At 71.9% G+C, this 25,269-nt stretch carries 19 protein-coding genes and 3 pseudogenes; 11 read left to right on the top strand and 11 right to left on the bottom strand.

The annotated features are described in order from the left end of the window. Positions 1-101 precede the first annotated feature (101 nt). A complete protein-coding gene (locus tag ABZY44_RS20345; RefSeq protein ID WP_356655689.1) occupies positions 102-377 on the top strand; it encodes a CBS domain-containing protein in 276 nt (91 codons plus the stop codon). A gap of 30 nt (positions 378-407) precedes the next feature. Here ABZY44_RS20345 and ABZY44_RS20340 read toward each other — a convergent pair whose 3' ends face one another. Beyond that, positions 408-1,094: an N-acetylmuramoyl-L-alanine amidase gene (locus ABZY44_RS20340; protein ID WP_356655687.1), complete on the bottom strand. Its 687-nt coding sequence runs from the start codon at positions 1,092-1,094 to the stop codon at positions 408-410. Between the two features lie 197 nt (positions 1,095-1,291). On the opposite strand from ABZY44_RS20340, the gene ABZY44_RS20335 reads away from it, so the two are divergent. Further along, positions 1,292-3,127, top strand: coding sequence for a serine hydrolase (locus ABZY44_RS20335; protein WP_356655685.1), 1,836 nt, complete (start codon positions 1,292-1,294; stop codon positions 3,125-3,127). 88 nt (positions 3,128-3,215) lie between these two features. On the opposite strand, the gene ABZY44_RS20330 is transcribed toward ABZY44_RS20335, so the two are convergent. The 3 genes and pseudogenes from ABZY44_RS20330 to ABZY44_RS20320 all read right to left on the bottom strand — a co-directional run bounded on the left by ABZY44_RS20330 (position 3,216) and on the right by ABZY44_RS20320 (position 7,579). After that, positions 3,216-3,818 carry an HAD family phosphatase gene (locus ABZY44_RS20330; RefSeq protein WP_356655683.1) on the bottom strand — a complete coding sequence of 201 codons (603 nt, stop codon included), beginning with the start codon at positions 3,816-3,818 and terminating at the stop codon, positions 3,216-3,218. 11 nt (positions 3,819-3,829) lie between these two features. Continuing rightward, a pseudogene (locus tag ABZY44_RS20325) lies at positions 3,830-4,707 on the bottom strand (transposase); the annotation flags it as partial. 1,915 nt (positions 4,708-6,622) lie between these two features. Next, complete coding sequence (locus ABZY44_RS20320) at positions 6,623-7,579, bottom strand: ADP-ribosylglycohydrolase family protein (RefSeq protein WP_356655681.1); 957 nt, start codon at positions 7,577-7,579, stop codon at positions 6,623-6,625. 1,026 nt (positions 7,580-8,605) lie between these two features. Between ABZY44_RS20320 and ABZY44_RS20315 the strand changes: the two genes are divergently transcribed. Together ABZY44_RS20315 and ABZY44_RS20310 are read left to right on the top strand one after the other, a co-directional pair. Next, positions 8,606-9,400, top strand: coding sequence for a hypothetical protein (locus ABZY44_RS20315; protein WP_356655679.1), 795 nt, complete (start codon positions 8,606-8,608; stop codon positions 9,398-9,400). Positions 9,401-9,569: 169 nt separating this feature from the next. After that, positions 9,570-10,580: a hypothetical protein gene (locus ABZY44_RS20310; protein ID WP_356655677.1), complete on the top strand. Its 1,011-nt coding sequence runs from the start codon at positions 9,570-9,572 to the stop codon at positions 10,578-10,580. A 62-nt stretch (positions 10,581-10,642) separates the two neighbouring features. Here the strand turns inward: ABZY44_RS20310 and ABZY44_RS20305 are convergent, their stop codons facing one another. Next, entirely contained in the window at positions 10,643-11,395 is a 753-nt protein-coding gene (locus ABZY44_RS20305; protein WP_356655675.1) for a DUF2993 domain-containing protein, read from the bottom strand. Further along, positions 11,392-12,036, bottom strand: a complete 645-nt coding sequence (locus ABZY44_RS20300) for a TetR family transcriptional regulator (protein WP_356655673.1) — start codon at positions 12,034-12,036, stop codon at positions 11,392-11,394. Before ABZY44_RS20300 ends, ABZY44_RS20305 begins: the two co-directional genes overlap by 4 nt. Before the next feature lie 144 nt (positions 12,037-12,180). Between ABZY44_RS20300 and ABZY44_RS20295 the strand changes: the two genes are divergently transcribed. From ABZY44_RS20295 to ABZY44_RS20280, 4 genes are all read left to right on the top strand, one after another. Then, on the top strand, positions 12,181-14,469 hold the full coding sequence (locus tag ABZY44_RS20295) for an MMPL family transporter (protein ID WP_356655671.1): 2,289 nt from the start codon (positions 12,181-12,183) through the stop codon (positions 14,467-14,469). A 14-nt stretch (positions 14,470-14,483) separates the two neighbouring features. Further along, positions 14,484-15,221: a ribonuclease H gene (locus ABZY44_RS20290; RefSeq protein ID WP_356655669.1), complete on the top strand. Its 738-nt coding sequence runs from the start codon at positions 14,484-14,486 to the stop codon at positions 15,219-15,221. Positions 15,222-15,351: 130 nt separating this feature from the next. Beyond that, a complete protein-coding gene (locus ABZY44_RS20285; protein WP_356655667.1) occupies positions 15,352-15,630 on the top strand; it encodes a hypothetical protein in 279 nt (92 codons plus the stop codon). Positions 15,631-15,729: 99 nt separating this feature from the next. Then, positions 15,730-16,302 (top strand): hypothetical protein, encoded by a 573-nt coding sequence (locus ABZY44_RS20280; protein ID WP_356655665.1) that lies wholly within the window; start codon positions 15,730-15,732, stop codon positions 16,300-16,302. A gap of 36 nt (positions 16,303-16,338) precedes the next feature. Here the strand turns inward: ABZY44_RS20280 and ABZY44_RS20275 are convergent, their stop codons facing one another. Then, the gene (locus ABZY44_RS20275) at positions 16,339-18,774 is read right to left on the bottom strand and encodes a family 20 glycosylhydrolase (protein ID WP_356655663.1); all 2,436 of its coding nucleotides are present in this window, start codon (positions 18,772-18,774) and stop codon (positions 16,339-16,341) included. Positions 18,775-18,843: 69 nt separating this feature from the next. Continuing rightward, a complete protein-coding gene (locus ABZY44_RS20270; RefSeq protein ID WP_356655661.1) occupies positions 18,844-19,749 on the bottom strand; it encodes a helix-turn-helix transcriptional regulator in 906 nt (301 codons plus the stop codon). A 287-nt stretch (positions 19,750-20,036) separates the two neighbouring features. On the opposite strand from ABZY44_RS20270, the gene ABZY44_RS20265 reads away from it, so the two are divergent. Beyond that, a complete protein-coding gene (locus ABZY44_RS20265; protein ID WP_356655659.1) occupies positions 20,037-21,416 on the top strand; it encodes an MFS transporter in 1,380 nt (459 codons plus the stop codon). Positions 21,417-21,753: 337 nt separating this feature from the next. Then, entirely contained in the window at positions 21,754-23,253 is a 1,500-nt protein-coding gene (locus tag ABZY44_RS20260) for a hypothetical protein (RefSeq protein ID WP_356655657.1), read from the top strand. A gap of 65 nt (positions 23,254-23,318) precedes the next feature. On the opposite strand, the gene ABZY44_RS20255 is transcribed toward ABZY44_RS20260, so the two are convergent. From ABZY44_RS20255 to ABZY44_RS20245, 3 genes and pseudogenes are all read right to left on the bottom strand, one after another. Further along, complete coding sequence (locus ABZY44_RS20255) at positions 23,319-23,660, bottom strand: hypothetical protein (protein WP_356655655.1); 342 nt, start codon at positions 23,658-23,660, stop codon at positions 23,319-23,321. 124 nt (positions 23,661-23,784) lie between these two features. Then, a complete protein-coding gene (locus ABZY44_RS20250; protein WP_356655653.1) occupies positions 23,785-24,798 on the bottom strand; it encodes a TolB-like translocation protein in 1,014 nt (337 codons plus the stop codon). Further along, a pseudogene (locus ABZY44_RS20245) lies at positions 24,795-25,166 on the bottom strand (hypothetical protein); the annotation flags it as partial. The pseudogene ABZY44_RS20245 and the gene ABZY44_RS20250, both read right to left, overlap by 4 nt. Before the next feature lie 2 nt (positions 25,167-25,168). On the opposite strand from ABZY44_RS20245, the pseudogene ABZY44_RS20240 reads away from it, so the two are divergent. Then, a pseudogene (locus tag ABZY44_RS20240) lies at positions 25,169-25,269 on the top strand (TetR/AcrR family transcriptional regulator); the annotation flags it as partial.

Below are 25,269 nucleotides of genomic sequence, written 5' to 3'. Positions count from 1 at the left end.
GGCGGCGCCCGACGCCGGAGCCCGGAGCCCGGCGCTCCGCCGAACGGGCGAACCTCGGCGGATCGGGCGGCGTCTTCGCCCCCTGCCTCTTCGTCGGCGCGATGCTCGGCAGCTCCTTCGGCCAGACCCTGGACCTCGTCGCGCCCGGCGTGGCCGGCTCGGCCGCGACCTCTCCGTCATCGGGACGGGAGCGGTCTTCGCCGGGGCGGCCCGCGCCCGCCCGCCCTGCGCGCGCGGGCCAGTCCCTCGAAGAGGCCATGCCCCTGCTCGCGGCGAGCGAGGGCGACGGGCTCCCGGTCCTCGACGAGGAGCAGGGCCGCCTCCTGGGCTGGGTCTTCCACCGCTCCGCGCTCCTGGCCCTGCACCCGCAGACCTGAGCGCGCCCGTCCCCGGAACGCCGGCCGGTGCTATCCGGCGAGGGGAAGCCCTTCCCTCACCCGGCGGAGGATGTCGCTGCGCTGGCCGGCCCGGAGGGTGCCGGGGCATGCGTGGGCGCCCCACGGGGCGCCGCCCATGGCGTGGGTGCCCAGGCCCGGTTGGCCGGGGGAGTCGCTGATCGAGGGCGGCCAGCCGTGTGTGCCGCAGCCCCACGCGTAGATGCGGGAGACGGCGTCGACCTGCGCTTCGGTGAGCGCCCGGGTGGCGAAGCCGGAGGTTTCGACCGAGGCCCACGAGCCGTTGCCGTCCACTTGCGCCCAGGCCCGGTCGAGGACGGAGACGTACTGCTCGGTCTCTCCGCTCTGCGACACCCAGAAGTGGGAGGAAGCCTTGATCCCGGGGCTGTTGAAGCGCTCGTACAACGAGCCCTCGCCTTCCTGGACATGGAGGACGAGCCCGCGCTGGGCGTCGCGCTCCCCGACGACGAAGTTGCGCTCCAGCGGCCGCCTGACCACCCCGGGCATCCAGCCGGAGGCCGGGGAGAGGGAGGCCGGGGCGCGGGGGACCCCGGACGGGTCGCCGTCGTCCCGCGGGGCGGGTGCGCCGGACCTGGTGGCCAGCAGGGGGCCGGCGGTCAGGGCGAGGAGCAGGGCTCCGCCGCCGGCCAGCAGGCGTCGCCTGTCGGGTGCGGAGGGGTCGGGGTTCCTGTGGTTCATGAACGGTGTCCGACTTCCTGAAGGCGCCTCGCATGGGGGAGAAGTGATTCTTCGGAGCTCTCGTGATGGAGCCGTGATGGCCAGATGATCATTTGATGACAGTGTGAGACCGCCCGGCTGTGACGAATTGGTCATCTTGTGCGCATGATCCGCGCATATGGGATGCGGAAACTGGCGTCCGAGTGGTCGAGAACAGCATGAGCAAGGCGGTGTACGGCATGACGGCGGTACCGGTGAAGCGCGAAGGCCTCCACGCGGCGGCGGCGGAGCACGGGGACGAGGGCGCGGCCGGGACGGCACACGTCGCCGGGACCTCCGGGACCCCCGGGACCTCCGGGACCGCCGAAGTGCCGGTGTCGCCGGCACCCGCGGAGCCCGTGACGGAAACCGTGACGGAACCCGTGACGGATTCCGAGCTCGAGTCGGAGTTGGAGCCGGAGTTCGGGTCCGAGCCGGAGCCCGCATTCGAGTCCCGGCCGGAGCCCGAACCCGAGTCCCGGCCGGAGTCCGCGACGGAGGCCGAGGCCGAGCCGGTACCGGCGGTGCGGCCGCGGGCGCGGACGCGAGCCGAGCCCGCTGCGTCGTCCGGGCCGGAGCCGGACGGGGAGGTGACGAGTGCGTTCATCCCGCTCGAGCCCCTTGACGTCGTCCCGCAGGAGGCCGCTCGCGTCTCGCCCCCTGTCCCCGTGTCGGCGCCCGCTCCCGAGGGGACCGCAGAGCAGCCGCTGCCCCCGCTCGACCTGCTCGCCCGGCTCACGAACTCCCCTCCGCCGCCCGAGACGGCGGCCCGGAGCGGGGGCCGCCGGTTCAAGATCTGGGTGCCGCTGTTCCTCCTGCTGGTCGGCGTACTCGCCCTCGTGCAGGCCCTGCGGCCGCTGCCCGCGCTCGTCCTCGCCGACGGGGACGCCCCGGCCTCTGTCACCCTCGACGGCCGGTTCGACGCGCCCTGGCCGGAGAAGGGGCAGGCCGCGGTACGGGTGGAAGGCGCGGGCGACGTCGGGACGTTCGGGGCGCAGCAGCCCGTGCCCACGGCGAGCGTGGCCAAGGTGATGACGGCGTACGTGGTCCTCAAGGGCCACCCGCTGAAGAAGGACGAGGCGGGCCCGTCGATCACCGTGGACGACAAGGCCGTCGCGGACGGCACCTCGGAGAACGAGTCGCGCGTCGAGGGGCTGACGACCGGAACGCGGTTCACGCAGCAGGACATGCTGAAGATGCTGATGATCCCCTCGGGCAACAACATCGCCCGCTTGCTGGCTCGTTGGGATACGGGCAGTGATTCCGAGGCGGCCTTCGTGGAGAAGATGAACGCCGAGGCCAAGGCGCTCGGTATGACCTCGACCACGTACACCGACCCGAGCGGCCTCGACGCGAAGACGGTGAGCACGGCCGTCGATCAGCTGAAGCTGGCCGAGGCGGTCATGCGGTTCGACGCCTTCCGGGCGATCGTCCAGTTGCCCAGTGCCACGATCCCGGGCCTCCCGAAGGCGATCGTCAACAACAACGACAATCTGCTCTTGTCGCCCCTCAGCATCAAGGGCATCAAGACCGGATCCAGTTCACCGGCCGGCGGCGCGCTGATGTGGGCGGCCTACAAGTCGGTGGGTGACAAGACCCCGTTGATCCTCGGCACGATGCTCGACCAGCACGTCACGGGAGCCGACCCGAACGGCTCCAACAGCCTGCTCCTGGTCAAGGACAACAGCAGGAAGGTCATCGAAGCCGTCCGGGCGGCGCTGACCGAGGCCCGAGCGGTCAAGAAGGGCCAGGTCCTCGGCTACGTCGACGACGGGTTCGGGACCCGTACCCCGGTGGTGGCCGCCCAGGACGCGGCCGTCGTCGCCGTGCCGGGACAGAGGCTCGAACTGACCCTGGAGGTCGGTGAGAAGGGCCTCCCGCGCGAGGCGCGAGCGGGCACGGAGATCGGAGTGCTGACCGTGGGCACCGGACCCGGCGCGGTGAAGGTACCGGCGGCTCTCGGGACCGACCTTTCCGCACCTTCCTTCGGCGACAAGCTGCTGCGCCTTCCCTGACGGCCTACGCCGCCCGGCCGGCCCCCGACGTCGCTCGGTGCCGGTGCCGGTGCCGGTGCCGCGACGCTCGGATCGAGGCGCGGCGCGCTCATGGTGCCAGGAGCCCGTCCAACTCGGCCACGAGCTCGGCGGCGCCGACGAACTGGATCGCGGTGATCCCCAGCTCTCGGGCGGCAGCGACGTTCGTGGCCTTGTCGTCGATGAACACGGCCTCGGCCGGAGCACAGCCCGTCAGGTCGAGCGCCCGAGCGAACACCACCGGATCGGGCTTGGCAGCCCCGAGCCGGCAGGAGAAGAGCAAGGGGTCGAAGCGGGACCCGACTTCGGGGAACACATGGGGGAGCGCGTCCAGAAGCAGAGGGTCGTTGTCGGTGAGCAGGGCCGTCCGCAGCGGGCGCAGCCGGTCCACCACTTGCAACACGTGTGGATCCGGTTGGAACGCGCGACACCAGAGTTCTCGGAGCTCGGCAAAGCTCCCCGGGTACCCCAGCCCGTCCACCACCGTGCGATGGATCTCCGCGGACGAGGCATGCCCGAGCTCCCCGCGCCTGATGAGCCCGGACGAGTAGAGAACACCTTCCACCTGGTCCGAACTCACCCCGCACGCATCGCCGAGCGCGTCAAGGCGCCGTTGCGGAAGGAACCGGCAGACCACACCCCCGAGGTCGAAGAAGATCACCTTTGGCTGCATGCGCCGACAGTAGCCGAGCGATGGGTCAGTCTCGGGTGGACCCGGTCCCACGCCTGGGCTTCGGCCTTTCCGTAGTTCACCGTGTCGGTGGCCGTGGTGATCGCCGGTTCGGGCCAGGTCTCGGGCTTGGCGAAGCGGAACTCCGGCCCGTGCTTGGGCGGCCGGCCATTGATGCCGTGCATCCTCGGTGGTTTCGGCAGACGCATCACCCGGTCACTGCGGATCCGCCCGACCAGCTCGACGGGTAGATCCCGCAGCACCCAGGCCAGACGGGTGACGTCGTAGCCGGCGTCCATGACGATCGTGATGTCCGAGTCTGCGGGCGTCCACTGGCCGGCAGCGACGAGCCGCTCGACCACGGTCCTCAGCTGGGCGGCGGTGACCGCGGTCGCGTCGTCCTCGGGCCCGAGCCGGACCCCGTCCAGGATCCCGGTCCACGACGTGGCGCCGGGCTCCGGGACGGCGACGAAGGATTACGGCCAGCCCGGGATGAACTGCGACGCGGACTTTGCCCGCCCGTAGACGGGGCAGAACAGCCTGTCCGCCGAGCACGGTGCGTCCGACCGCAGCCACGGCGACACATCGACCGTCAGCACCAGACGACTACCGTCGAAGCGCGGCAGGGGCATGTCGGCCAGCAGGGACCGCAACCTGTCGACGTCGATCCGGCCGTGGTCGAGGGCTCCGTACAACGCTCTGTGCCCACGACGGTGCTCGGGCACCAGCGTCAGGTCCACAGGCGAGACCACCGGCCTGTCGACGCACAGCAGGGCATCAGTCAGTTCGAACAGTTCTTCACGCCGGGCGGTCAGACAGTCATAGAACTCGCCCCGGAAGCGTGACGCTCCGCGAACGCTTCCCTGCGGACAGCATCAGGCAGCCGACTCACCTGTCCTGTCTCTCGTGATGTTCTCGCTGTCTCAGGTGATCTTGTTGGATTCGCTGCTGGTCTCGGGTGACGTTGTCGCTCCCACGCCGGGCTACGTGAGGGGTCTCAGGTGATGGTGTCGGCCAGGCTGATGCGTCTCAAGCGATGTTGTCGCTTTGCCGGCTGAATCGCATGCCGGCGGTCAGACTGAGTGATGATGGACAGCTGTGGCAAGCTCATCCGCATGATCCCCGTCACGAACGATGGCTGGTCGTTCGCCACAGCGCGGGAGCCAGCCCGATTCTCCGCCTGTGAGGTGAACGGTGCTCCTGGTGTCGAGCACGCAGTGGGTGCTCGCGGGACGCTGTGCGGCATTTCGGCGCGGCATACCACCCGATATCTGCACTTGTTCGAGCCCGACGCCCTGCAGTCGTGTTTGCGCTGCCGTCGGCAGGCTGACGTCGCCCCGACGCAGCCGTGCACACAGGAACGCCTTCACACTAGGGTTCAGGCTGCCGCTGAAGGGGAAGCCCGCGACGACCTGCTTGCCGCGCTTCTCAAAGGTGCAAAGGTTCCCTTGTGGATCAACGGCCCATCCCCAACTCTGGCGAAGCACTACGCGAGGCTCGACGAGTTGACCGACGGGGCAGGACCCGCCTCTGAGGCGTTTGATGCCGCCACGTCGATTGGCTTGGCCCGCGTTGAGGACGGTGCGTGGGAGTTCATCGTTGTCCTGCCTGAAGACAGCCGTTGCCCGCTCGTCGCACGCGGCCCACGAGACGTTCACTAACGCGTTCGAGACCTCAGATCATGCAACCGCCTCGTCGACCTCTCGCTGATCTTCCTCTCCGGGGCGGTTTGAGGCCGTATCCCTTGTGACCAGCGCCTTCTTATGGGTTTGCTCGGATCGGTCTGATCGGTGCGAGATCTTGTCGGGGGTTGGCGGTGGAGACCGGAAAGCTGGGGCAGGCTGCGTTCGAAGTGGCGAATGTCGATGAGGACTGCGTACGCCGCCGCGAGCTGTTGTCGGCCTGCTGGACGCTGAAGTTCGAGCGGCTATCGCCGGTGCGTACGGTCAAGTCGTACCAGGGGCAGAGGCCCGTGACTCGTGACTATTGGGCGGCCGCGACGGCCGGGTAGCTGTCAGCTGTCCTGCAAGTCGCATCTGGAACGGCACCACGCGATGCTGATGGAGACAACGCCAGCTGAGACTCCGCCGAAGATCCGTCTCAACCCTCTTTGCATCACCCCTGTTCACAGCCTCGACCATAGGCAAGATCAAATGAGACGGGACATCACCCTCGCGGCCTTCGTCATGTTCACGTGTACTCCTTGGTCGGAGCACGTGATCAGACGAAGGCCGCCCCCACGTCCGGCGAATCCCCAGGCGAGGGAACCCGTTCGAGACACCGTTCGACCTCGTGGCACCATGTATGGCATGACGACCAACCGAAAGGTCCATGCCGCGTAGACGGCCAGGACGCATCCGGGCAGGAACCCCGGACCGGCAGCAGTCACAGCACTCAAGGCCGGCCATCGACCGCCTCTCCCCGCGAACGCTGTCCGAGATCGTTCGCCTTGAACGCACGCGGAACTACCTCCAACCGGGGGACATCGGCGCGGCATTGCGCTTGTGGAAGGACTACGTCCACCGGCCCGCGCGTGAGCTCTGGCACGACGACGAGTTCGGGAACGTGCACTGGTACTGCTGCGGCAACCCTCTCGAAGGCCGTGCCCTGCTCGACGGCGTGATCCGGGCAATGTCACCTCGCGGAGCCCGCGAGCTCCGCAAGATCATCGAAAAGATCGATGCCTTCATGGGCCCGCCCGACCCAGCCGCAGACCGCCGAAGATGGGGAACAAGCTGAGAAGCGGGCGCCCCCGGTCCCCGGTCCCCGGTCCCCGGTTGCCGGGTCTTCCCCCTCGTGATCACGCGCTACGGATGGCGTACTGGCCGGCCGTCGGGCGCCACCTGCGGGGGAGTCCAGCGGCTCCACGCGGGGATGGGCTCGCGTGCCGCGCGCCAGGCGGGCGGGACGGCGGCGGTTCCCGTGCGGGCCGCGACGACGCCACCCGCCATCGCGCAGGTGGTGTCGCGGTCGCCCCACCCGGCCACCGTCTGCCACAGCGCCTCGGGCAGGTCGTCCAGGTGCCCGGCCGCGGACCACAGGGCGAACGGCACGGTGTCCGGCGCCGAGACCCGCCACCCCGAGCCCAGCACCGACGCGGCATGGCGCACCGACGTGTGCGCCGGGAAGCCCGCGGCCACCCGCAGCCCGGAACCGACGTCGCTCCGCGGTACGTACGCGGCGACTTCCCGGAGGAACTCGGTGCGCGACGGGGCGACGTGGTCCGAGCCCGCCGCCGCCAGAGCGGCGGCGACGGCCACGGCCACGGCTCCCGCGACGGCCTCCGGGTGGGCGTGCGTGGCCAGCGCGGAGAGCCGGGCCTGCTCGGCGGCGGCCTTCGGGTCGTCGCGGAACCAGGCTCCGAGCGGCGCGACCCGCATCGCGGCGCCGTTGCCGTAGGAGCCCTGTCCCTCGAACTGGCCGGAGGTGACGCTCCTCCAGTCCTCGCCCTCTCCGATCCGGCGCAGCACGCCGTGCATGGAGGGTCCGTACTTGCGTCCGTCGTCCCGCGCGTACTCCGCGGCGAACTCCCGGGCCAGCCGGCCCGGTCGGACCTCGCCGTGGGTCCGCAGATGGGCGAAGAGGACGAAGGCCATGGCGGAGTCGTCCGTCCACTGCCAGGGGGCGGGGCGCAACTGCCGGGCCGCCCACTGCTCTTCGACGTTCTCGCCGGAGAGCGTGAACCAGCTGTCGCCGAAGGCGTCACCCATCACCAGGCCGTCGAGGGAGGCGTGTGCGGCGCGGTCCCGCGGCGGGCCGTTCATGGGAGGTCCTTCCGGACGACGGGGTGGTCGGGTCATCCTCGTCGCCCGGCGATCCCGCGCGCGAGCCGATTTCCCAGGGTGGGTGTCCACCCGGTCGGGCGGCGGGGCGCGTGCGGTGGCGGAACCTGGCGCTGCCCGCTGCCCGCTGCCCGCTGCCCGCTGCCCGCTGCCCGCTGCCCGCTTCGCGCCTCCGCCCGGTTCCCGGAGCGGTACGCACATCCTGGGACACCTTGGACAGCGCCCGCCGGGCGGCCGACAGTTTTCGGTCATGTCCATGACGCTCACGCGGCTCGTCGACTCATACGCCGGAGACGGCGCGACGGTCCGCCGGCCCGGCCGTCCTGCCTCACCAGCCCCGTCCGTATGAAGCCGTGCACTCAAGGAACTGGAGGAGTGGTCCGAGGCCAGGGGGCCCGAAGGGCTGCTGCTCAGCAGTGGCGAGCAGGGGCGCCACTCCTCAGTCTTTCCCGTGAACCCCGGCTTCGGCGGCTGGAGTTCCCGACGGACGGGCGGTGCTCACCCGGATGTCGGCGTGTCCGTGGACACGGGTGTGCCGTGATGTCTGCTGGACGCTTCATTCGGAGCCGGTCGCGGGGGTGAGGGTGGAAGCTCCGCTTCTCCTCCCGCGGGGTGGCGGCGTGGGCGGCCGAGAGCCGTCGGCAGTCGTCACTTCTGGACAGTCCGGCCGGCTGTGGCTGGAGTTTACCGGTCAACCTCAAATCCCCCTCAAGAGGTTCGGCGTGTGAGGATCTGCGCCTCCGGAGGAAGGGCGTCTGGATTCGTTCGGAAATCCCGGGCGTCGCTCTCTTATTCCCTGTGGATGCGTGAGGGGATCGACCCGTTCTTCCGCCATTTTCCGTATCCATCTGGTCGGTGAAGGACCTTCCCACCGCAAGGGCCACCCAGCAGGACGACCCCTTCCGCACTTCGGGGGCCCGGCCCCACAGGCCCGGTCGGCGGGGCCGGCACGGCGCCGCCTCTCAGCACGCTGATTCCCAAAAACCCACCCACCATCCGAAGGACATCATGACCATTGCAGTGAAGGCCACCACGGCAGGAGTGCTGGCCGCATTCGTATGTGCCGGACTCATCACCCCGCAGGCCGCCTCGGCGGACTCCCCGTCCTCCGGGGTGGGCACCTTGTCCGCGCAGGAGGTCGGGGCGGCCAAGGCCGCCAACGACGACCGGAGCGACCGGTCCAAGGACGGCTGGGGCGGCAGAAGCGCGACTGCGGCCGAACTCAAGTCGAAGGACGCGTACATGGCGGCCCACCAACCGAAGACCTCGACCTTAGCGACCAGCAAGATGCTCGCGAACACCCACCAGGGCCAGTGGTACAACAACTACTGTGGGCCGGCCACGCTGGTGATGGCCTTGGGCATGCGTGGTATCTGGAACTACGACCAGGGGACCTTCGCGAGCTGGATCGGCATCACGCCGAACAACGGCGGTACCGGCGTGGATCAGATGGGCAAGCAGCTGAACGACGAAGCGGGCGGCTTCCCCTACGTCAGGGTCGACCTGCCGTACACCCCGACCGGCGCAGACGTCGCCGCGTTCAAGAACCGTCTCATAGGCGACACCGACGCCAACGCCTCCCTGGTCGGCAACGCGATGGAGGTCCACAACGGCCCGCACCTCGTCGGCCACCCCAACAACCAGTCGACGATCTACCACTGGTTCCCGTTCCAGGGCTACGACGGGGACTGGGCGGCCTACCTGGACTCGGCGACCACCGTGTGGTCCAGCGTGCCTTCACGGAGCGGCATGCCCGACAGCACCCTCGTGACGATCATGGGCGGACGTGGCTACAACTGGTAGGAGACTGCTGATCGCAGCGGTGGGCGTGGCGCTGGCGAGCACCTTCGGGTGCTCGCCGGAGCCGCGCACTTCCGAGGCGACAGCAGCGTCTCCTACCCCGAGCAGCGCAGCACCCTCCCAGCCGTCCGGTTCCGTGCCCCCGCCCGGTTCCGGCAAGCCGTTCTGCAAGGTGGACACCCCAGCCGCCTGGAAACAGGCCCAGACCGCCGGCACGCTCCAGGCGGCGCAGGGCGAGTCCTTGGACCCGATGGCCGTGGCGCCCGACGGCTCCTCGGTGATCGCCGCCAGCCGGCGCGACGGCCGTGTGACCCTGGTCTGGTTGCGTGACCAGGGTCGCGAGCGCACCACGATCTACACCGCCGCCGACTCCGGCAAGGGTGGCCTCGGCCTGGCTGACTTCGACGGCCGTTGGCTGGTCTTCAACATCCTCGCCTCGAACGACGTCGGCTCCAAGTGGGAGCTGTTCGCCTGGGACTCCCAGGCCGGCGGAGCCCCCAAGAGCATCGCCAAGACCCAAGTCGGCGCCGCCGGGAACGCGGTGCCCGGGCCGTTCATGTACCCGTGGGTCAACAACGGCAAGGCGACCTGGGTCCAGGGAGTCGGCGACGGGACCAAGGACCAGAAACTCACCGACGTCCAGCGGCAGGTCCATCTCTACGATCTCGCCTCGGCGACCGACAAGATCGTGCACACCGGGCGCATGGCGCCCTCCTTCTTCGCCGGAGACACACTGGTCTGGCCGGAGGCCTTCGCCATCGACACCGCCACGAAGCTCACCGCCGTCACCCCGCAGGGCGAGCCGGGCAGCCTCCCCGCGGCACTGGCCGCCGCTGACGGCTCACCGGCCTCGGCGAGCGACGGAACCACGTGGGCGTGGACCGGAGTGGACAACAAGAATCTGTACGCCTGGAGGGCCGGATGGCCGGCGCCGGTCTTGGTGGTCGAGGGGGCGCCCATCGACTGGGTCCATGTCGCCGGAGATGTGATCACCTGGACCGACTCCACCGCGACGTGGGCCGCCGACCTCCGCGGACGCGCCTATACGCAGATGACACCGCAGTACGGCGGAACCAACAGCCACGGGACCGCCGTCGTCGTCTCCTATCCGGGACCGGACAAACGATCGGTCAGCTACGTGTTCACCAGTGCGGGCCTCACCCCGCTTTCCTGCCCTCAGTGAGGGCGTCCGCCTCGTAGGTACCTTCCCGGCCCGTGTCGCGAGGGCCCGCTACTCGTCGCGGGTCACACGGAGGTGCAGCGCTTCCCCTCGTCGCCGGCCGCGGACGAGGTGGGGGCGACGGAGACGTCGAGGCTCAGCCCGGCGCTGGTGGGACGGGACCCGGTGAGGCGGACCCCGTCGGGAAGGTCGCCGACGTCCACGGTGCGGGGTGCGAGCCGCCCCGCCAGGTCGGCGGCGCCCGGCAGCCCGCTGAGGGAGGCGATGGGCAGCTCGCGGCCCAGTACGGTCACCGTCGTCGGCGTGATGGTGAGGCTGTTCGCCGTGGTGCTGGTGCTCGCGCGGACGGTGACGGGCAGCCCGAGGCGGCCCACGGTCCCGGTGAGGGTGAGTCCCTCGGCGTCGCCGCCCACCTTCATGTCGGCCGGGGCGTCCTCGCCGCCGGCCTGCGCGGAGTCGCCCAGGCGTTTCTGCAGGGAGCTGTAGGGGATGGTCGCCGTCGCCCGGCCGCCGCCCACGGCTCCGTCGCGCGTGACGTCGTGGAGGTCGGCCTCGACGCTCATCTCGGTGTCGGCGCGGCGCACGCCCTGCGCCGCCAGATGCAGGGAACCCACCTCGCCCGTCAGCGCGCGGAGTCCGGCGAAAGTGCCCGTGAGTTCGGCGCTGACGGGTCCACCGGCCTGGAGGCGGCAGCCGGCCGCCCGTGCGATGCGGTCCTGGGCGGAGTGGGCGACCACCACGTCGGCCGTGCACAGCGCCGCGGTGAGCGCGGTGACGATGCCGGCGGTGACGAGGACGGGGGTGCGGCGGAACTTCATCGCGGTACGGATCCGATCTGCTTCAGCATCCCCAAGGCCTCGCGCAGGAGGTGGGAGGGAGGGGTGTCGGTGACGGTGCCGTTCTCGCGCCGCCGGCGTTGGGTGCGCAGGACGGCGCGTACGGCGGCGAGGGCGGCGCCCGCGATCACTCCGGCGCGCAGGTCGGCGTCGGGCGTGCCGGCGGGGAGGCGGTCCAGGACCATGAGCGTGAGGCGGTTCTCGAACTCGGCGAAGAGCTGCACGAGTTGGGCGGCCACCGCGTGCTCGCCGCCCGCCACGGAGATGGAGTGGGTCAGGGCGGTGAGGCTGGAGGCAGCGAACGGCGCCACGGCGGAGATCAGGGCGTTGCACACCGCCTCGAGCGGCTCCTCCTCCGGGGGGCGCCGGGCGAGTTCGGCTTCCACGTAGCCGAAGACGTCGACGCTGTCGGGCAGCAGCAGGGCCTCTTTGCTGTCGAAGTAGCGGAAGAAGGTGCGCTCCGACACGTTCGCGCAGGCGGCGATGTCCGCGACCGTGGTGCCCGCGAAGCCGCGCTCGGCGAAGAGCGCTGCGGCGCCCTCGCGCAGCAGCTTGCGGGTCCGCTCCTTCTTGCGTTCGCGCAGGCCGGGCTCGGTGCCGGTGCCGGCCTGATCGTGGCTCATGGCCGAAGCCTAGCAATGACGTCACCTCTGTCAATTGTCAGGCACGTCAATTGTCGCTCACGCCAATTGTCAGTCCTGCCATTTTCTGCCAAGGTGCTTCGCATCGGTCCTGACCTTCCTGTCCGACACGTTCCCGGAGGCGTCGTGCACTGCCCCCAGCCGCCCGAACCCGAACCCCCGGCACGGGCCTCCCGCCTGCGCCGCCTCGGAATCCTCTGCGCCCGGCGCCCCGTCTGGGTCATCGCGGCCTGGCTCCTCCTGCTGGGCGGCGCCGTGCTCGGCCGCCAGCTGGCCGCCCCGGCCTACAGCGACCAGATCACCCTGCCCAGCACGCAGTCGCGTACCGGCGCGGACCTGCTGGCCGCCTCCGCCCCGGGGGTCGGCGACCCCAGCGGGCGCGTGGTCTTCCACGTCGACGAGGGGACGCTTGCCGGGTACCGGCAGGCCGTCGACGAGAGCATCGCCGGCCTCGCGGAGATGCCCCACGTCACCACCGCCTCCCCGGCCGTGACCAGCACGGACGGCCGTACGCTCTACACGACGGTGGCCTTCGACCGGCAGGTCAAAGCGCTCGGGCACGCCTACACGGACACGCTCGACGCGGCCACCGGGCCGGCCCGCGCCTCTGGGGTGCGGGTCGCGTACGGCGGGGACCTTAATCAGGTCGTGCGGCCGCCGGCCGACGACAAGGCCGGCGAGGCGGCGGGCGTCGTCGTGGCCCTACTGATCCTCGTACTCGCCTTCGGCAGCGTCGCCGCGGCGCTGCTGCCCCTGGTCACGGCACTGATCGGCGTCGGCGTGGGCATGGGCGTCGTAGGCATCGTCGCCGGCGCCCTGACCTTCGCGACCGCCGCCCCCACCCTCGCCACGATGATCGGCCTCGGCGTGGGCATCGACTACGCCCTTTTCCTCACCACCCGTTTCCGGCAGGACCTCGTCGACGGGCACGATCCGGTCGACGCGGCCGGCCGCACCGCCGCTTCCAGCGGACGCGCGGTCGTGGTGGCCGCGGTCACCGTCGCGGTGGCGATGCTGAGCCTGTACGCGTGCGGACTCGGCTTCATCGGACGCATGGGGCTCGCCGCCACCCTCGTCGTGATCGTCACGGGTGCGGCCGCGCTGACCCTCGTTCCGGCCGCCCTGGGCCTGGTGGGGCGCCGCATCGACCGCTTCGCCCTGCGCAGCCCGGTCGCCGAGACCACCGGCGGCCACGACCGCTGGCACCGTTATGCCGCCCTGGTGGCCCGGCGGCCGTGGGCGTTCCTGACCGCGGGCACGCTGCTGCTCGCCCTGTGCGCCGTACCGCTGTTCTCCCTGCGCCTGGGTCACGTCGACGACGGCGCCGACCGGCCGGGCAGCACCACCCGCAACGCCTACGACTGGATCGCCGAGGGCGAGGGACCCGGCTTCGGCCCCGGCGCCAACGGCCCCTTCGTCCTGGTGACGGACCTCCGCCACGCCACCGTCCCGGCCGACCGGATCAGCGGCCAGGTCACCGCCGCCCTGCGGGACACGGCCGGGATCGCCCGCTTCACCCCCCTCACGCCGAGCCCCGACGGAAAGCTGCTCCTCTCCACGCTCACCCCGGCCCAGGGGCCGCAGAGCGCGGCCACGGGGAGCCTGTTCACGGAACTCACCGGAGCCACCCTGCCCACCGCGCTGCGAGGCACCGGCGCCGAGGGCCACCTCACCGGCTCGACCGCCGGACAACTGGACTTCCGCGACACCGTCAAGGACCGGCTGCCGTTCATCATCGGCATCGTGCTGGCCGCCGCGCTCGCGCTGCTGACCGTCGTGTTCCGCAGCGTGGTGGTTCCGCTCAAGGCGGTCGTCCTCAACCTGTTCACCACCGCCGCGTCCTACGGAGTACTCGTCGCGGTGTTCCAGTGGGGCTGGGGGAGCGGCCTCGTCGGGCTGTCGGAGCCCGTGCCCATCGAGTCCTTCGTACCGATGATGATGTTCGCCATCGTCTTCGGCCTGTCGATGGACTACGAGATCTTCCTGCTCTCCGCCATCGCGGGGACCTGGCAGCGCACCCGGGACAACACCCTTGCCGTCGGCACGGGCCTGGCGGCCACCGGGCGCGTCATCTCGAGTGCGGCGCTCATCATGACGGCCGTCTTCCTGTCCTTCGCCGCCTCGTCCACGGTCGTCGTCAAGATGCTCGCGCTGGGCCTGGCCGTCAGCGTGGTCCTGGACGCCACCGTGGTCCGGCTGGTGCTCGTCCCGGCCATGATGTTCCTGATGGGCCGCGCCAACTGGTGGCTCCCGCCCTTCCTGGACCGGATCCTGCCGCGTACGCACGTGCACCCGGACCCGGCTCCGGACCCGGCCCCGGAGCCGCATCCGCACCCGGGTCCGCGTGCGGACCCGCTCCCCGCCCCCCGCCAGGGGGCGCCGGCCGCCGCCGTGCACGGGGAGGGGCGCGGGTGAGGCATGATCGGGGGATGTCTGATCGCATCTTCGCCGCTTGTGACGGCGCGGCCAAGGGAAACCCCGGGCCAGCCGCATGGGCCTGGGTCATCGCCGACACGCACGGGCGCCCCGAGCGCTGGGAGGCCGGGCCGCTCGGGCGGGCCACCAACAACGTGGGTGAACTCACCGCCCTGCAGCGGCTGCTGGAGGCGGTGCAGCCGGGGACCGCCGTAGAGGTACGGATGGACTCGCAGTACGCCATGAAGGCCGTGACCCAGTGGCTGCCGGCCTGGAAGCGCAACGGCTGGAAGACCGCGGCCGGAAAGCCGGTGGCGAACCGGGAGCTCGTGGAGAGCATCGACGCGCTGCTGAGCGACCGGGACGTGGAGTTCCGCTACGTCCCCGCGCACCGCGAGGACGGCGACCACCTGAACGCGATCGCCGACCAGGCGGCCAGCGACGCCGCCGTCAGCCAGGAGCCGGCCGGCACCGCGCTGGGCCACGAGGCCATGCCGGTCCCGGCGCCCGCGCGCAGCACGCCCGCCCGGACCTCCTCCTCGCGCGGCGCCTCGGCGCGCCGGAGCGCGCCGGGTGCCGGGACCGGCGCCGCGGCCGCCGGGAAGGCGACGGCCGTGCGCGGCGGCGTGACCATCAAGGCGAAGTTCCCCGGCACCTGCCCGTGCGGCAAGCAGTACGCCGCGGGCGAGAAGATCACCAAGCTCGGTTCCCGCTGGGGACACCCGGACTGCGGCGGCGCCGACGCCGCGTGAGCGGGCGGCGGGCTCGGGCGGTCCTGGCTGTCCCGGGAATCGACCTGCTCCGATCGGGGACGGCGAGGGTGCGACCGAGCCCGTCGGTCCCACCCTCCAGGCGTCCCGGGGCCCCGATACAGTCGGGGTGATGACGACTGGGAACCGAAGCCGTGGGCCGAAGACCGATGAGGAACGGGGCGTCGAGGACGTGACGCTCCTGATCTTGGAGTGGCTGGGCGAGCAGGGTGTGAACGCCATGATCAGGGTGGACGCCGAGCGGCTGGCCGACAACGCGCCGGCGTGGACCTTCGCCGCCAGCGGCGGACCGTTGGCGCATGGGATGCGAGCTGACGGGAGGACAGTTCAGCAGTGCATGTCCGTCGCTCTGGCCCGACTGCGCGACGCCGGTCTGTCGGTTCCGTTCTGATCTTCGACCGGCCTTTGCCGCACCTCGTTTCGCACCTCGTTTTGAAGCTCGAGCGGCAGGGTCGGCGGTGATCGCCTACGACAGACGGAGGAGGCTCCCGTGAAAGCACGGTTGTGGAAGGGCTTGGTCGCCCTGGTCAGGGAGACGTACACCGCAGAGCTGGGCGAGGGGAGCGTGCCGCGCCCGCTCATGATGCCGCTGGTGCGGGGCGAGCTGGTCGGGCTGATCTCGGTTCCCGCGCCCGAGGCCGGCCAGGACGCGCACGCCGCCATCGCGGAGCTCGCGAACCTCGCCGCGGCAGCCGGCGCGGACGAGGTCGTTCTCGCGTGGGAGACCCGCGACGTCGCCACCGCCTGCGAGCTGCCCGTCGTCGGCCCGGCGCCGTGCGTGAACGTGGTCCTCGCCACCCCGGACGGACACGTGCTGCACTCGTTCCCCTACGCCGAGCAGCTCCTGTGCCACAGCCCCGAGGGCTGGGCGTCGACGGCCCCCGACTGGCAGCCGGCCCCCGCGCCGCAGCCCGGCGGCGAGCTGATCCCGCCGATCCGGGCCGCGGTGGGCCGCTGCTTCACTCCCGTGGAACTGGCACACCCCGACCCGTTCGGCGTCACCGTCGGGCGGATGGAACAGGACGGCTACCACATCAGCCTGAGCCCGGCGTTCGCCCGCTGAGCCCGTTGCCGGCCGTCAGCCGTCCGCCGTCCGCCGTCAGCCGATCTGCCAGCGCTGGTACACCGAAGCGCCGGTCGGCTGCTGGGTGGCCGGGGCTCCCTCCGCGCCGGAGGCGGTGGTGAGCCGCAGCGAGCTCTTCTTGTTGGTGACCGCGTACTCACCCCCGCCGAGCGCCGTGATCAGCCAGCGCTGGCTGTCGCCGCCGCCACAGGTGGCCTGGACCACGGCCGCACCGGCGGCCGTGGAGCCGCCCGCGACGTCCGCGCAGAGGCCGGACGAGCCGTTGGCCATGGCGTAGCTGCCGTCACCGTTGAGGGTCAGCCGCCACTGCTGGTTGGGCCCGCCGTGCGGAGTCCACGTGATCAGCTGGGTGCCGGACGCGGGGGAACTCCCCGGGTCGTCGAGTGCCTTCCCGGCGGCCGTGAGCGTCCGGGTCCCGCTCAACCGTCCGCCGTACACCTCGAAGTCGTACAGGGAGTAGCCGTACGGGGTGCCGCGCTGGGTTGCGTACACGCGGATGTAGCGGCCCGACCCGGACAGCCCGGTCAGGTCCTGGACCCCGCCCGCGCCGGTCGTCGTCGCATAGGCGGTGCGCCAGGTGGCCCTGTCGTCCGAGAGCTGGACCTGGAAGGACTTGCCGTACGCGGCCTCCCAGCGCAGGATCACCCGGTCGACGGCCTGGCTGGACCCGAGGTCGACCTCCAGCCACTGCGGGTCGGCGTACGCGCTCGACCACCGGGTGCCGGGGTCGCCGTCCGTCGCCAGGGGGGCGGGGAAGGCGGAGGTCTCGGTACTGGAGGCGGTGGTGGGGCGGTTGAGGGCGAGGTTGCCCGGCTGGGAGCTGCCGGGCCAGGCGGGATGGTGGCCGATCGCGGCCACGATCGGGGTGAAGGCGGCGTAGGTGCTCACCGGCTTCGGCGAGCCCCAGGTCTGCTGCGCGAGTGCGCGCAGCGGGTACATGATGCCGCCGGCGACCTGGGTCTCCGTCTCGGCGTTCGGGTTGTCGCACCACACGTGGAGCAGCGAACCGGGGTTCTTCGACCCGTCCGCGAGGACGTTGGCGCCCTCGAACGTGTCCGGGGTCCAGTTCTCGTACATCCACCTGGTGTCGGGCTTCGCACCCCCGAGCACGTAATAGGTCGGCGTCCAGGACTCGTTGGCGACCTTGTGCCCGGCGGCGACCAGCTGTTGCGGGGTGAGGCCGTAGCTGTACCAGTACTCCACGAGGATCGCTGGATTCGGGGTGACGGTGCCGTCGCCGGCCTTGATGCCGTCGTTCCACATCCGGGTGGTCTTGCCGGCCGCACGGACCAGCGCGTCCGCCCAGTTCACGTATCCGTAGTAGGTGTCCTTGGCGGTGGCGTTCGCGCCGTAGTGGGCGCGGGCGTAACTGAGCAGCTGCGGGTACCTGTTGTAGTCCGTGACGTACTCGTCGGCGCCGATGTGCCAGTACGCCGCGGGGAACAGCGGCAGGTACTCGTTGATCAGGTCCTTGATCAGCGTGTACGAGGCGGGGAGCGAGAGGTCGATGAAATCGGGGCTCGCCGTGCCCGCGCCGTCCTTGAGCCTGAGCTCCGGGTGGGCGGCCAGGATCTGGTTCATGTGCCCCGGGGTGTCGATCTCCGGCACGATCGTGACGTGGTACTTCTGTCCGAGCGCGACCAGATCGGCGATGTCCTGCTTGGAGTAGTGGTCGGTGGAGACGATCTCGGGGTGGGTCGTGCTCTCCAGTCGGAAGCCGAAGGTGTCCGACACGTGGAAGTGGAAGTAGTTGAGCTTGAGGTACGCCAGTTCCTTGATGTGCTGCGCGACCCAGGCGACGGTGAAGAACTTCCGGCCCTGGTCGATCATGAGCCCGCGTTCGGCCTTCGTCGGCCAGTCCACGGCCGTGCCGGCCGTCACCGAAGCGGACTGGTGCAGCAGTTGCAGCACGGTACGGGTGCCGTAGAACGCGCCGGCATCGGTGGCCGCGCGGATGGCGACGCTCTGCCCCACGGTCATCCGGTACCCCTCGGCGGGCAGCGAACCGTCGCCGAGGCTCAGGCCGATGTCGCCGGGGGAGGCGGTCCCGGTGGTGACGGCCACCGGACGCCCGGCGAGTGCACCCAGATCTTCCGCCAACGTGGTTGCTTCGTCCGAGAGTTGAGCGGTGTAGGCGGGGTCCACGACGATCCGGCTGGTGCTCGTGAAGCTGTACGTGCCGCTGCCGGCCGTCCACTGGCGCAACGCCGGCACGGTCTGCGGCACCCCGGCGGCGGAGGTGGCGGAACCGACGGAACCGACGGAACCGACGGAACCGGCGGAGGCGGCGGAAGCGGCAGGGGCGGAAGCAGGGGCAGGAGCCGGGGCGGAAGCCGACGCGGTGGTGGCGCCGGGCAGGGAGAGCGCGGCCACGGCCAAGGCGGAGGCGGTCAGGAATCTGAGCAGGTGCATGGCCAGTCCCCAGGTGTGGTGGGTGTCGGGGGAGTGCACGGGCGTGTCTCCCTCCGGCCGTGACGGCCGGAGGGAGTGGCCAAAGTGCAGCGCAGGCGCCTGTCTATGTCAAGAGATGCTCGAAACTCCGTCCGAACAAGCATCATCGAGCAGTCGCGGGTCGGAATCGGCGACCAGGCCCGACAGCAGCCGCAGCCCCGCGTCGGACGGGGAACCTTCAGGAGCGCTGAAGAGCAGCATGCGGTGGGCGGTCCCGTCGGCCACGTGGAGGTTCTCGAAGTCGAGGGTCAGCGGACCCACGGCCGGGTGGCGCAGAGCCTTGGTCCCCACCGTGCAGTCCCGTACCGGCTGCTGTGACCAGAGCGCCGCGAAGTCCGGGCTCCGCAGCATCAGCGAACCGATCAGCTCGGCGAGCGCGCGGTCCTCGGGATTGCGGCCGGCGACCAGCCGCAGCGCCGCCAGGGCGACGCGGGCCTCGTTCTTCCAGTCGGCGTACAGCTCCCGGGTGTGCGGGTCGAGGAAGAGCATGCGCGTCAGATTGGGGCGGGCGGCCGGGTCGTCCGGGCTCTTCGGATCGACGTGCCCCGCGAGCAGGGCGTGACCCAGCGGGTTCCAGGCGAGCACGTCGTTGCGCCCGTCCAGCACGACGGCGGGGATCTGCGGCATCGCCGCGATCAGCCGGCGTGTGGCGGGACGGGCGTGCTCGGGACGCGGGGACCGGGCCCGCCTGGCCTTGGGCGGCCGGGCGAGGTCCCGTAGGTGCGCGTGCTCGTCCGGGGTCAGGCGCAGGGCGCGGGCGAGCGCGTCGAGGACGCTGTCCGAAGCGTTCGTGCTCTGGCCCTGCTCCAGGTGCGTGTAGTACGTGATGCTCACTCCGGCGAGCAGCGCCAGCTCCTCGCGGCGCAGTCCGGGCACGCGCCGACGAGCGCCGTGCGCCGGCAGCCCGACGTCCTCCGGCTGGAGCCGGGCACGGCGGTTGCGAAGGAAGTCGCCCAGGGCAGTGGGTGTGTCCATGGGTGCCAGTGTGCCGCGCCGGCCCGGGGAGCGGGCCCGCCGAGGGTGGCCCTGCCAGTGCTGGCTTCCCCGGCGCCATCAGAACCAGGGGGCTGGGTAACTCCCCTCGAAAGGACCAGAGTCGCTGTCCGGAACGACGTGACGGACGAGGGAAGGGAAGTACGGCGATGCCGGTTACCGGGAGCGCACGCAGGCACGTGGACACGGCCGGGGAGAAGGGGAGCCGGGAGGAGAGGGAGAGGGAGAGGGAGGAAACGAAGGGGAAACGGGAGCGGGGCGGGGAGCTCGTGCGGGAGTCCGAAGGGCTTCGGCCCGACGGTCGCCTGCGGCTCGTCCTGGGGGTCCTGCTGGTCGCCCAGTTCATGCTGGCCGTCGACTTCTCGATCCTGAACGTGGCACTGCCGGTGATCGGAGAGGGGCTCGGCTTCCCGCTCTCCGGCCTCCAGTGGATCGCGACGTCGTTCGCGCTCAGCGCCGCCGGATTCACCCTGCTCTTCGGCCGGATCGCGGACCTCTTCGGCCGCCGCCGGGTCTTCCTGGCGGGCCTCGCCGTCCTGGGCCTGTCCTCCCTGGCCGGAGGCCTGGCCACCGGCCCCGAAATGCTCCTGACCGCCAGGGTGTTCCAAGGGCTGGCAACCGCCGCGGTCACCCCGGCCGGCCTGTCGCTCCTGACGACCTCCTTCCCCGAGGGACCGCTGCGCCAGAGGGCGCTGGGCCTCAACGGTGCGCTGATGTCGGCCGGATTCACGGCGGGCGCCGTCCTGGGCGGCGTCCTGACGTCCCTGCTCTCCTGGCGCTGGGCGTTCTTCGTCAACGTCCCCGTCGCCCTGGCGGTCCTGGCGATCGCCCCGACGGTCATCAAGGAGTCCCGCCCCGTCACCCGCCCGAGGCTCGACCTGCCCGGCGCCGCGACCGTCACCCTGGGCCTCCTGGCCCTGATCTACGGTCTGACGCGGGCGGGCGAGCACGGCTGGGACTCGGCGACGGCGCTGATCTGGCTCGCGGCGGGCGTGCTCCTGCTGATCGCCTTCTACGCCGTCGAGTCCAGGGCCGTCAGTCCGCTCGTGCCCGTCTCCGTACTGAAGAAGCGCACGGTCGCCTGGGGCAACACCGCGGGACTGATCGCCTTCCTGACGGAGACGAGCCTCGTCTTCCTCATGACGCTCCACCTGCAGGAGGTCCTCGACTTCTCCCCGCTCGCGGCCGGCCTCTCCTTCGGAGTCCTGGGCCTCGGCACCGTCATCGGCGGCTCCCTGGCGTCCCGCGTCATCGCGGCCACGTCCACCCGGACGACCCTGATCGCCGGCGGACTCCTCCAGGCCGCCGCCACGCTGAGCCTGGTCGCCCTCGGGACCTCCTCCACGGGCCTGTGGCTCCTGCTGGCCGCCACCTTCGCCGGCGGCATCGGCAACATGCTGGTGATCGTCGGCTTCATGGTCACCGCCACCACCGGGCTCCCGGACCACGAGCAGGGCATGGCCACCGGCCTCGCCACCATGACGCAGCAGATCGGCATCACGATGGGCACCCCGGTCATGAGCGCGATCGCGTCGGCCCACACCGGCATCCACTCCGGCATCACCACCGCGATCGTCGTCAACACGGCGATCGTGCTGGCCGGGACCGTCACGACCGTCCTGTTCCTCGGCCGGGAGCAGGCTTCCTGACCACCGGCGGCGGGCGGTGGGCGGCGGGCCGCGGCCGGCAGGCCTCCCGCTCCACGGGCCGGGGGCTCGTGGACCGAGCCCGGCCGGCTGGTGGGCCCCCGGTCACAGCACTGGACCGCGAACGGGGTGGTGATCACGAGTGGTGGTCTCGCCCGCTCCGCCGCCCAGGTGCGGGCCGCGGCGAACTCCGCGTCGACGAGGCCGAGCGCCTCGGGCCCCCACGGGCCGGGCGGCCCACTGCGTCACGGCGGCAATGTACGGTGCCGGGGCAACGGCGCGGCCGGGCCCGATCGGAGGCCCGACCAGCACGGGGACGAGACGCGAGAGGTGGGGGCGTATGACCGACGCGGCCCAGGTGGTCGGCGCGCTGCGGGAGCTGGCGCGGGAGCGGCCCGGGGAGATCGAGCTGCTCGACGGGTTCACGGATGCCGAGATGGACGCCTGGCCGGTGGACGTGCCGGACGGACTGCGGACCGTACTGCGGGCGATCGGCGGGGTGGAGACCCAGGAGGAGAGCTTCGCCTTCGGACCGCGCGGCCGCCAGGTGTTCGAGGACGGCTGCTGGACGCTGGGCGAACTGGACTACGGCGAGGGCTCGCTGATCGTCGGCGCCGGAGCGGGGGACTGGGGGCCGCTCGTCTCCGTGTACCCGTACCGCGACGACGCGCGGGACGTCACCGTCGAGGCGCCCGAGTTCGTCGGATGGCTGGCCGGCCTCGCGGCGCGCCTGACGGCAGGCGAGGACGCCTCCGCCACCGGGCCGAAGGTGTTCGTCACCGCCGTGCCGAGCGTCGGGGCGGCCGAGGGCCCGGACGCCGAACTGGCCGCCCTCGTGGGGCGCGGGGACCCGCTCACCGATGTGGCCGACCTGCGCGACCTGCCCGGATACCCGTGCGGGGTGGACTGGGAGCCGTACTTCTCCACCGCGCACGGCACGGCGGACACCAGCGGCAGCGAGATCCAGTTCGGGCTCGCCGGCGTCGGCGCCGGCGGCCGGGCCCTCCTGCTGCGCTCCCTCGTGAGCGGGGACTTCCTGGCCCGTCCCGTACGCCGCCACGCGCTGCCCGAGGACGCCCCGCACCGCGCGGTGGCCGAACTGCGCGAACTGGCCGCCCTCCACCCCGGATTCGTCGTCCTCGCGGCGGGCCGCGCCGACTCCGACCTGGACACCTGGCCCGTCACGGTCCCCGAGGACGTCCGCGTCGTGCTCCGCGAGATCGGCGGGGTCACCGTCACCGGACTCCCCCCGCTGGACCTGCTGCCGTGGCCGCCCGAACGCGCCGTCGATCCGCGACTGCACCGCATGCTGGGCGGCGACGGGACGTACTGGCCGCTGGCCCACGTCCGGTACGGCCGCGGCCACGCGCTCGCGCAGGCCCGGATCGACCCGGAGACCGGGCAATGGGGGTACGTGGTCTCGGTCCCCTCCGACACAGCGGAACTCCGGGAGTACCCCGAGGTCAAGCTGGTCGCGGAATCGCTGCCCGCCCTGCTCCTGGCGTACGCCGGGCGGGCCCGCAAGGCCGCCGGGGCCGGTTCCGCAGCGGGCGGCGCACCGAGCGTCCCCGGCGGCGGAGACTGGCTGTTCCCGAACACCGGGGAACCGTGGCCGCGGCCGGCGCCCGTCGCCGAATGGGCGGGATCGGCCGATCCGCTGCGCGCGGCCACGGCCGCCGGGCTGCCCGACGGCACGCACGTGGCCGACCTCCGGGAGGCGCCCGTCCCGAGCGACCTCTGTTTCCACCGGGCGCGGGAGTGGCCGTACGGGGCCCGGCTGGACCGTCTGCACTTTCCGGCGGCCGGGCGGCTCGCCGCGGCGGTGCCGGTGAGGGACTGAGGGACCGCAGGACCGCAGGACCGAGGTGTCGAGGGACCGGGGAAACGGGGAAACGGACGCGCCCCTCAGGCCCGACGCCAGCGCGGGCCCGGCACGACGGGGTCCGGCTGCGGGTCGGCGCGGTCGAGGCGCAGGCTGCGCAGCGTGGCGTCCGTCTCCCGCTCGAAGTGCTCGTAGGTGATCAGCCGGTCCCACAGGGGGTCGGGCCGGCCGGGAACCGTGGCTCCGCGCGCCTCCCATTCCCGCACGAGCTGGTCGAAGAGGACGGGCCCGTCGCCCCCGCCGGCGGCGGGGGTGGTACCGCCCGATTGCTGTCGGGGGATCCCCCGCACCGGCACGGCGGGGCCGCGCTCGGGTGCCCTGTGCCGCGCCACGGAGGGCGAGCCGGTCGCATGTGTAGTGCCCATGCCCGCCCCAACGATTCCGCGTGCCCGCGGGCACGCCCTGAGGCCGACGGCCGGCATCCGTCCGGTGTCCGGCCGCCGTTCGCCGGGTCCTTCAGCCGTCGTTCAGCCGTCCGTCAGCCGTCCGTCAGCCGAGACGGGCCGGCGAGGAGGCCGCCGGTGCCAGGATGCGGGGGGCTCCGGTGCCGTCCGCCGGGACCGTCCAGAGGTCCGTGGTGTCCACGGACCCCTCGGTGGGCAGGGAGTAGGCGACGGTGCGGTCGTCGAGCCAGACGGCCTGGTCGTCCACGCTGCGCTTCTCCGCGAGCGGCTGCTCCCGCAGCGTGCGCAGGTCCAGTACGTGCTCGCGCCACAGGGAAGCACCGCGCAGCACGCGCTTCTTGTACGCCACCCGGGTCTCGTCGGGCGACAGCGACGGGCACTCGACGTTCTGGGCGAGGGTGACGAGGCTGCGGCCCGCGAGCGAGCCCTTCACCAGGTAGGTCTGGCCCCCCGTCGACAGGGTCGCGTAGAAGGTGTCGTCGTCCTTGGAGAAGGTCACGCCCCAGACGTTCACGTCGCCCGCGCCGTACGGCTTCCCGTCGAGCAGGACGGAGAACTTCTCCAGGTCTGGTTCGAGCGCCCAGGTCCGTGTGTCCACGATCGAGGTACGGGTGGAGAAGAACGCGGAGCCGTAGGACTCCCCGGAGACGAAGACGGTCCAGGCGGCGAAATGCCCGCTGGGGGAGACCCGGGCCCGGGAGGGGGTGCCCGCGAGGGGGAAGCCGCGCAGGGTGCGCAGGCCGGAGTCGACGATCAGGGCCCGGTTCTCCTGGGACAGGGCCCCCGGAGTGGAGCTGAGGCAGACGCCGGTCCCCGCGGCCGCGTGGAAGCGCAGGCAGTTCAGGTCGGAGGCGGTGCGCTCCGCCCGGGGAGTCCGGGCCGGTACCGAGACGAGCGCTCCGCGGTGCGGGCCCTGAGCGCCGTTGAGGAAGGCCAGGGCGTCCGTACGGCCGAGGGCGACCTCGCCGCGGGCGACCGTGGGATCGCCCTCCCGGGTCTGCTCGCCGCGGGCGGCGGCGCGCAGCACCAGGACGGCGGCGAGACCCCCGAGGAGCAGCACGGCCAGCACGAGTACGAGCAGCCGGCGGGAGCGCGTCATCGGGTTCCTCGGGGGCGTCGGGGGCGAGGGGTGCGGGCCGGGCCGGGGGCGTCGCCCTCCGGGGCCGTCGGACGGAGTACGAAGCCCGCGACGGCGGCGCAGCAGCACAGGCCGGCCGCGGCGGCGGCGAGGGCCGGGCCGGAGCCCCAGACCGTCCACGCGGCGCCGACGGCGAGGGAGCAGCCGAACCGGGCCAGGGCCCGGCCGGTGCCGACGAGGGCGATCCCGGTGGCCCGCAGCCCGGCCGGGACGGTGGCCGCGACGGCGGCCGGGAGGACCCCGTCGGTGGCCGCGTAGAACATGCCGTGCAGCGCGAGAACGAGGCAGGGGAGGGCCGGCAGGCCGGGGGCCCACAGCAGCAGCCCGTACGCGGCGAAACCGGACCTGGCAGTCCACCCTGATGGTCGTCCGGCGCGAGGCCGTCGCCGTCGTGGAGACCGTGCTGCGCGAGGGCGTGGAGCGCGGGGAGCT

Source organism: Streptomyces sp. NPDC006544 (assembly GCF_040611715.1).
Classification (GTDB): Bacteria; Actinomycetota; Actinomycetes; order Streptomycetales; family Streptomycetaceae; genus Streptomyces.
Note: the sequence above shows the minus strand (reverse complement) of the source record. Positions and strands in the feature narration are given on the sequence as shown.

Bases quoted from the DNA above. Each gene is read 5' to 3' on its own strand.
- ABZY44_RS20345 (WP_356655689.1), top strand. From the start codon at position 102: ATGCTCGGCAGCTCCTTCGGCCAGACCCTGGACCTCGTCGCGCCCGGC.
- ABZY44_RS20340 (WP_356655687.1), bottom strand. From the start codon at position 1,094: ATGAACCACAGGAACCCCGACCCCTCCGCACCCGACAGGCGACGCCTG.
- ABZY44_RS20335 (WP_356655685.1), top strand. From the start codon at position 1,292: ATGAGCAAGGCGGTGTACGGCATGACGGCGGTACCGGTGAAGCGCGAA.
- ABZY44_RS20330 (WP_356655683.1), bottom strand. From the start codon at position 3,818: ATGCAGCCAAAGGTGATCTTCTTCGACCTCGGGGGTGTGGTCTGCCGG.
- ABZY44_RS20320 (WP_356655681.1), bottom strand. From the start codon at position 7,579: ATGAACGGCCCGCCGCGGGACCGCGCCGCACACGCCTCCCTCGACGGC.
- ABZY44_RS20315 (WP_356655679.1), top strand. From the start codon at position 8,606: ATGACCATTGCAGTGAAGGCCACCACGGCAGGAGTGCTGGCCGCATTC.
- ABZY44_RS20305 (WP_356655675.1), bottom strand. From the start codon at position 11,395: ATGAAGTTCCGCCGCACCCCCGTCCTCGTCACCGCCGGCATCGTCACC.
- ABZY44_RS20300 (WP_356655673.1), bottom strand. From the start codon at position 12,036: ATGAGCCACGATCAGGCCGGCACCGGCACCGAGCCCGGCCTGCGCGAA.
- ABZY44_RS20290 (WP_356655669.1), top strand. From the start codon at position 14,484: ATGTCTGATCGCATCTTCGCCGCTTGTGACGGCGCGGCCAAGGGAAAC.
- ABZY44_RS20285 (WP_356655667.1), top strand. From the start codon at position 15,352: ATGACGACTGGGAACCGAAGCCGTGGGCCGAAGACCGATGAGGAACGG.
- ABZY44_RS20270 (WP_356655661.1), bottom strand. From the start codon at position 19,749: ATGGACACACCCACTGCCCTGGGCGACTTCCTTCGCAACCGCCGTGCC.
- ABZY44_RS20260 (WP_356655657.1), top strand. From the start codon at position 21,754: ATGACCGACGCGGCCCAGGTGGTCGGCGCGCTGCGGGAGCTGGCGCGG.
- ABZY44_RS20255 (WP_356655655.1), bottom strand. From the start codon at position 23,660: ATGGGCACTACACATGCGACCGGCTCGCCCTCCGTGGCGCGGCACAGG.
- ABZY44_RS20250 (WP_356655653.1), bottom strand. From the start codon at position 24,798: ATGACGCGCTCCCGCCGGCTGCTCGTACTCGTGCTGGCCGTGCTGCTC.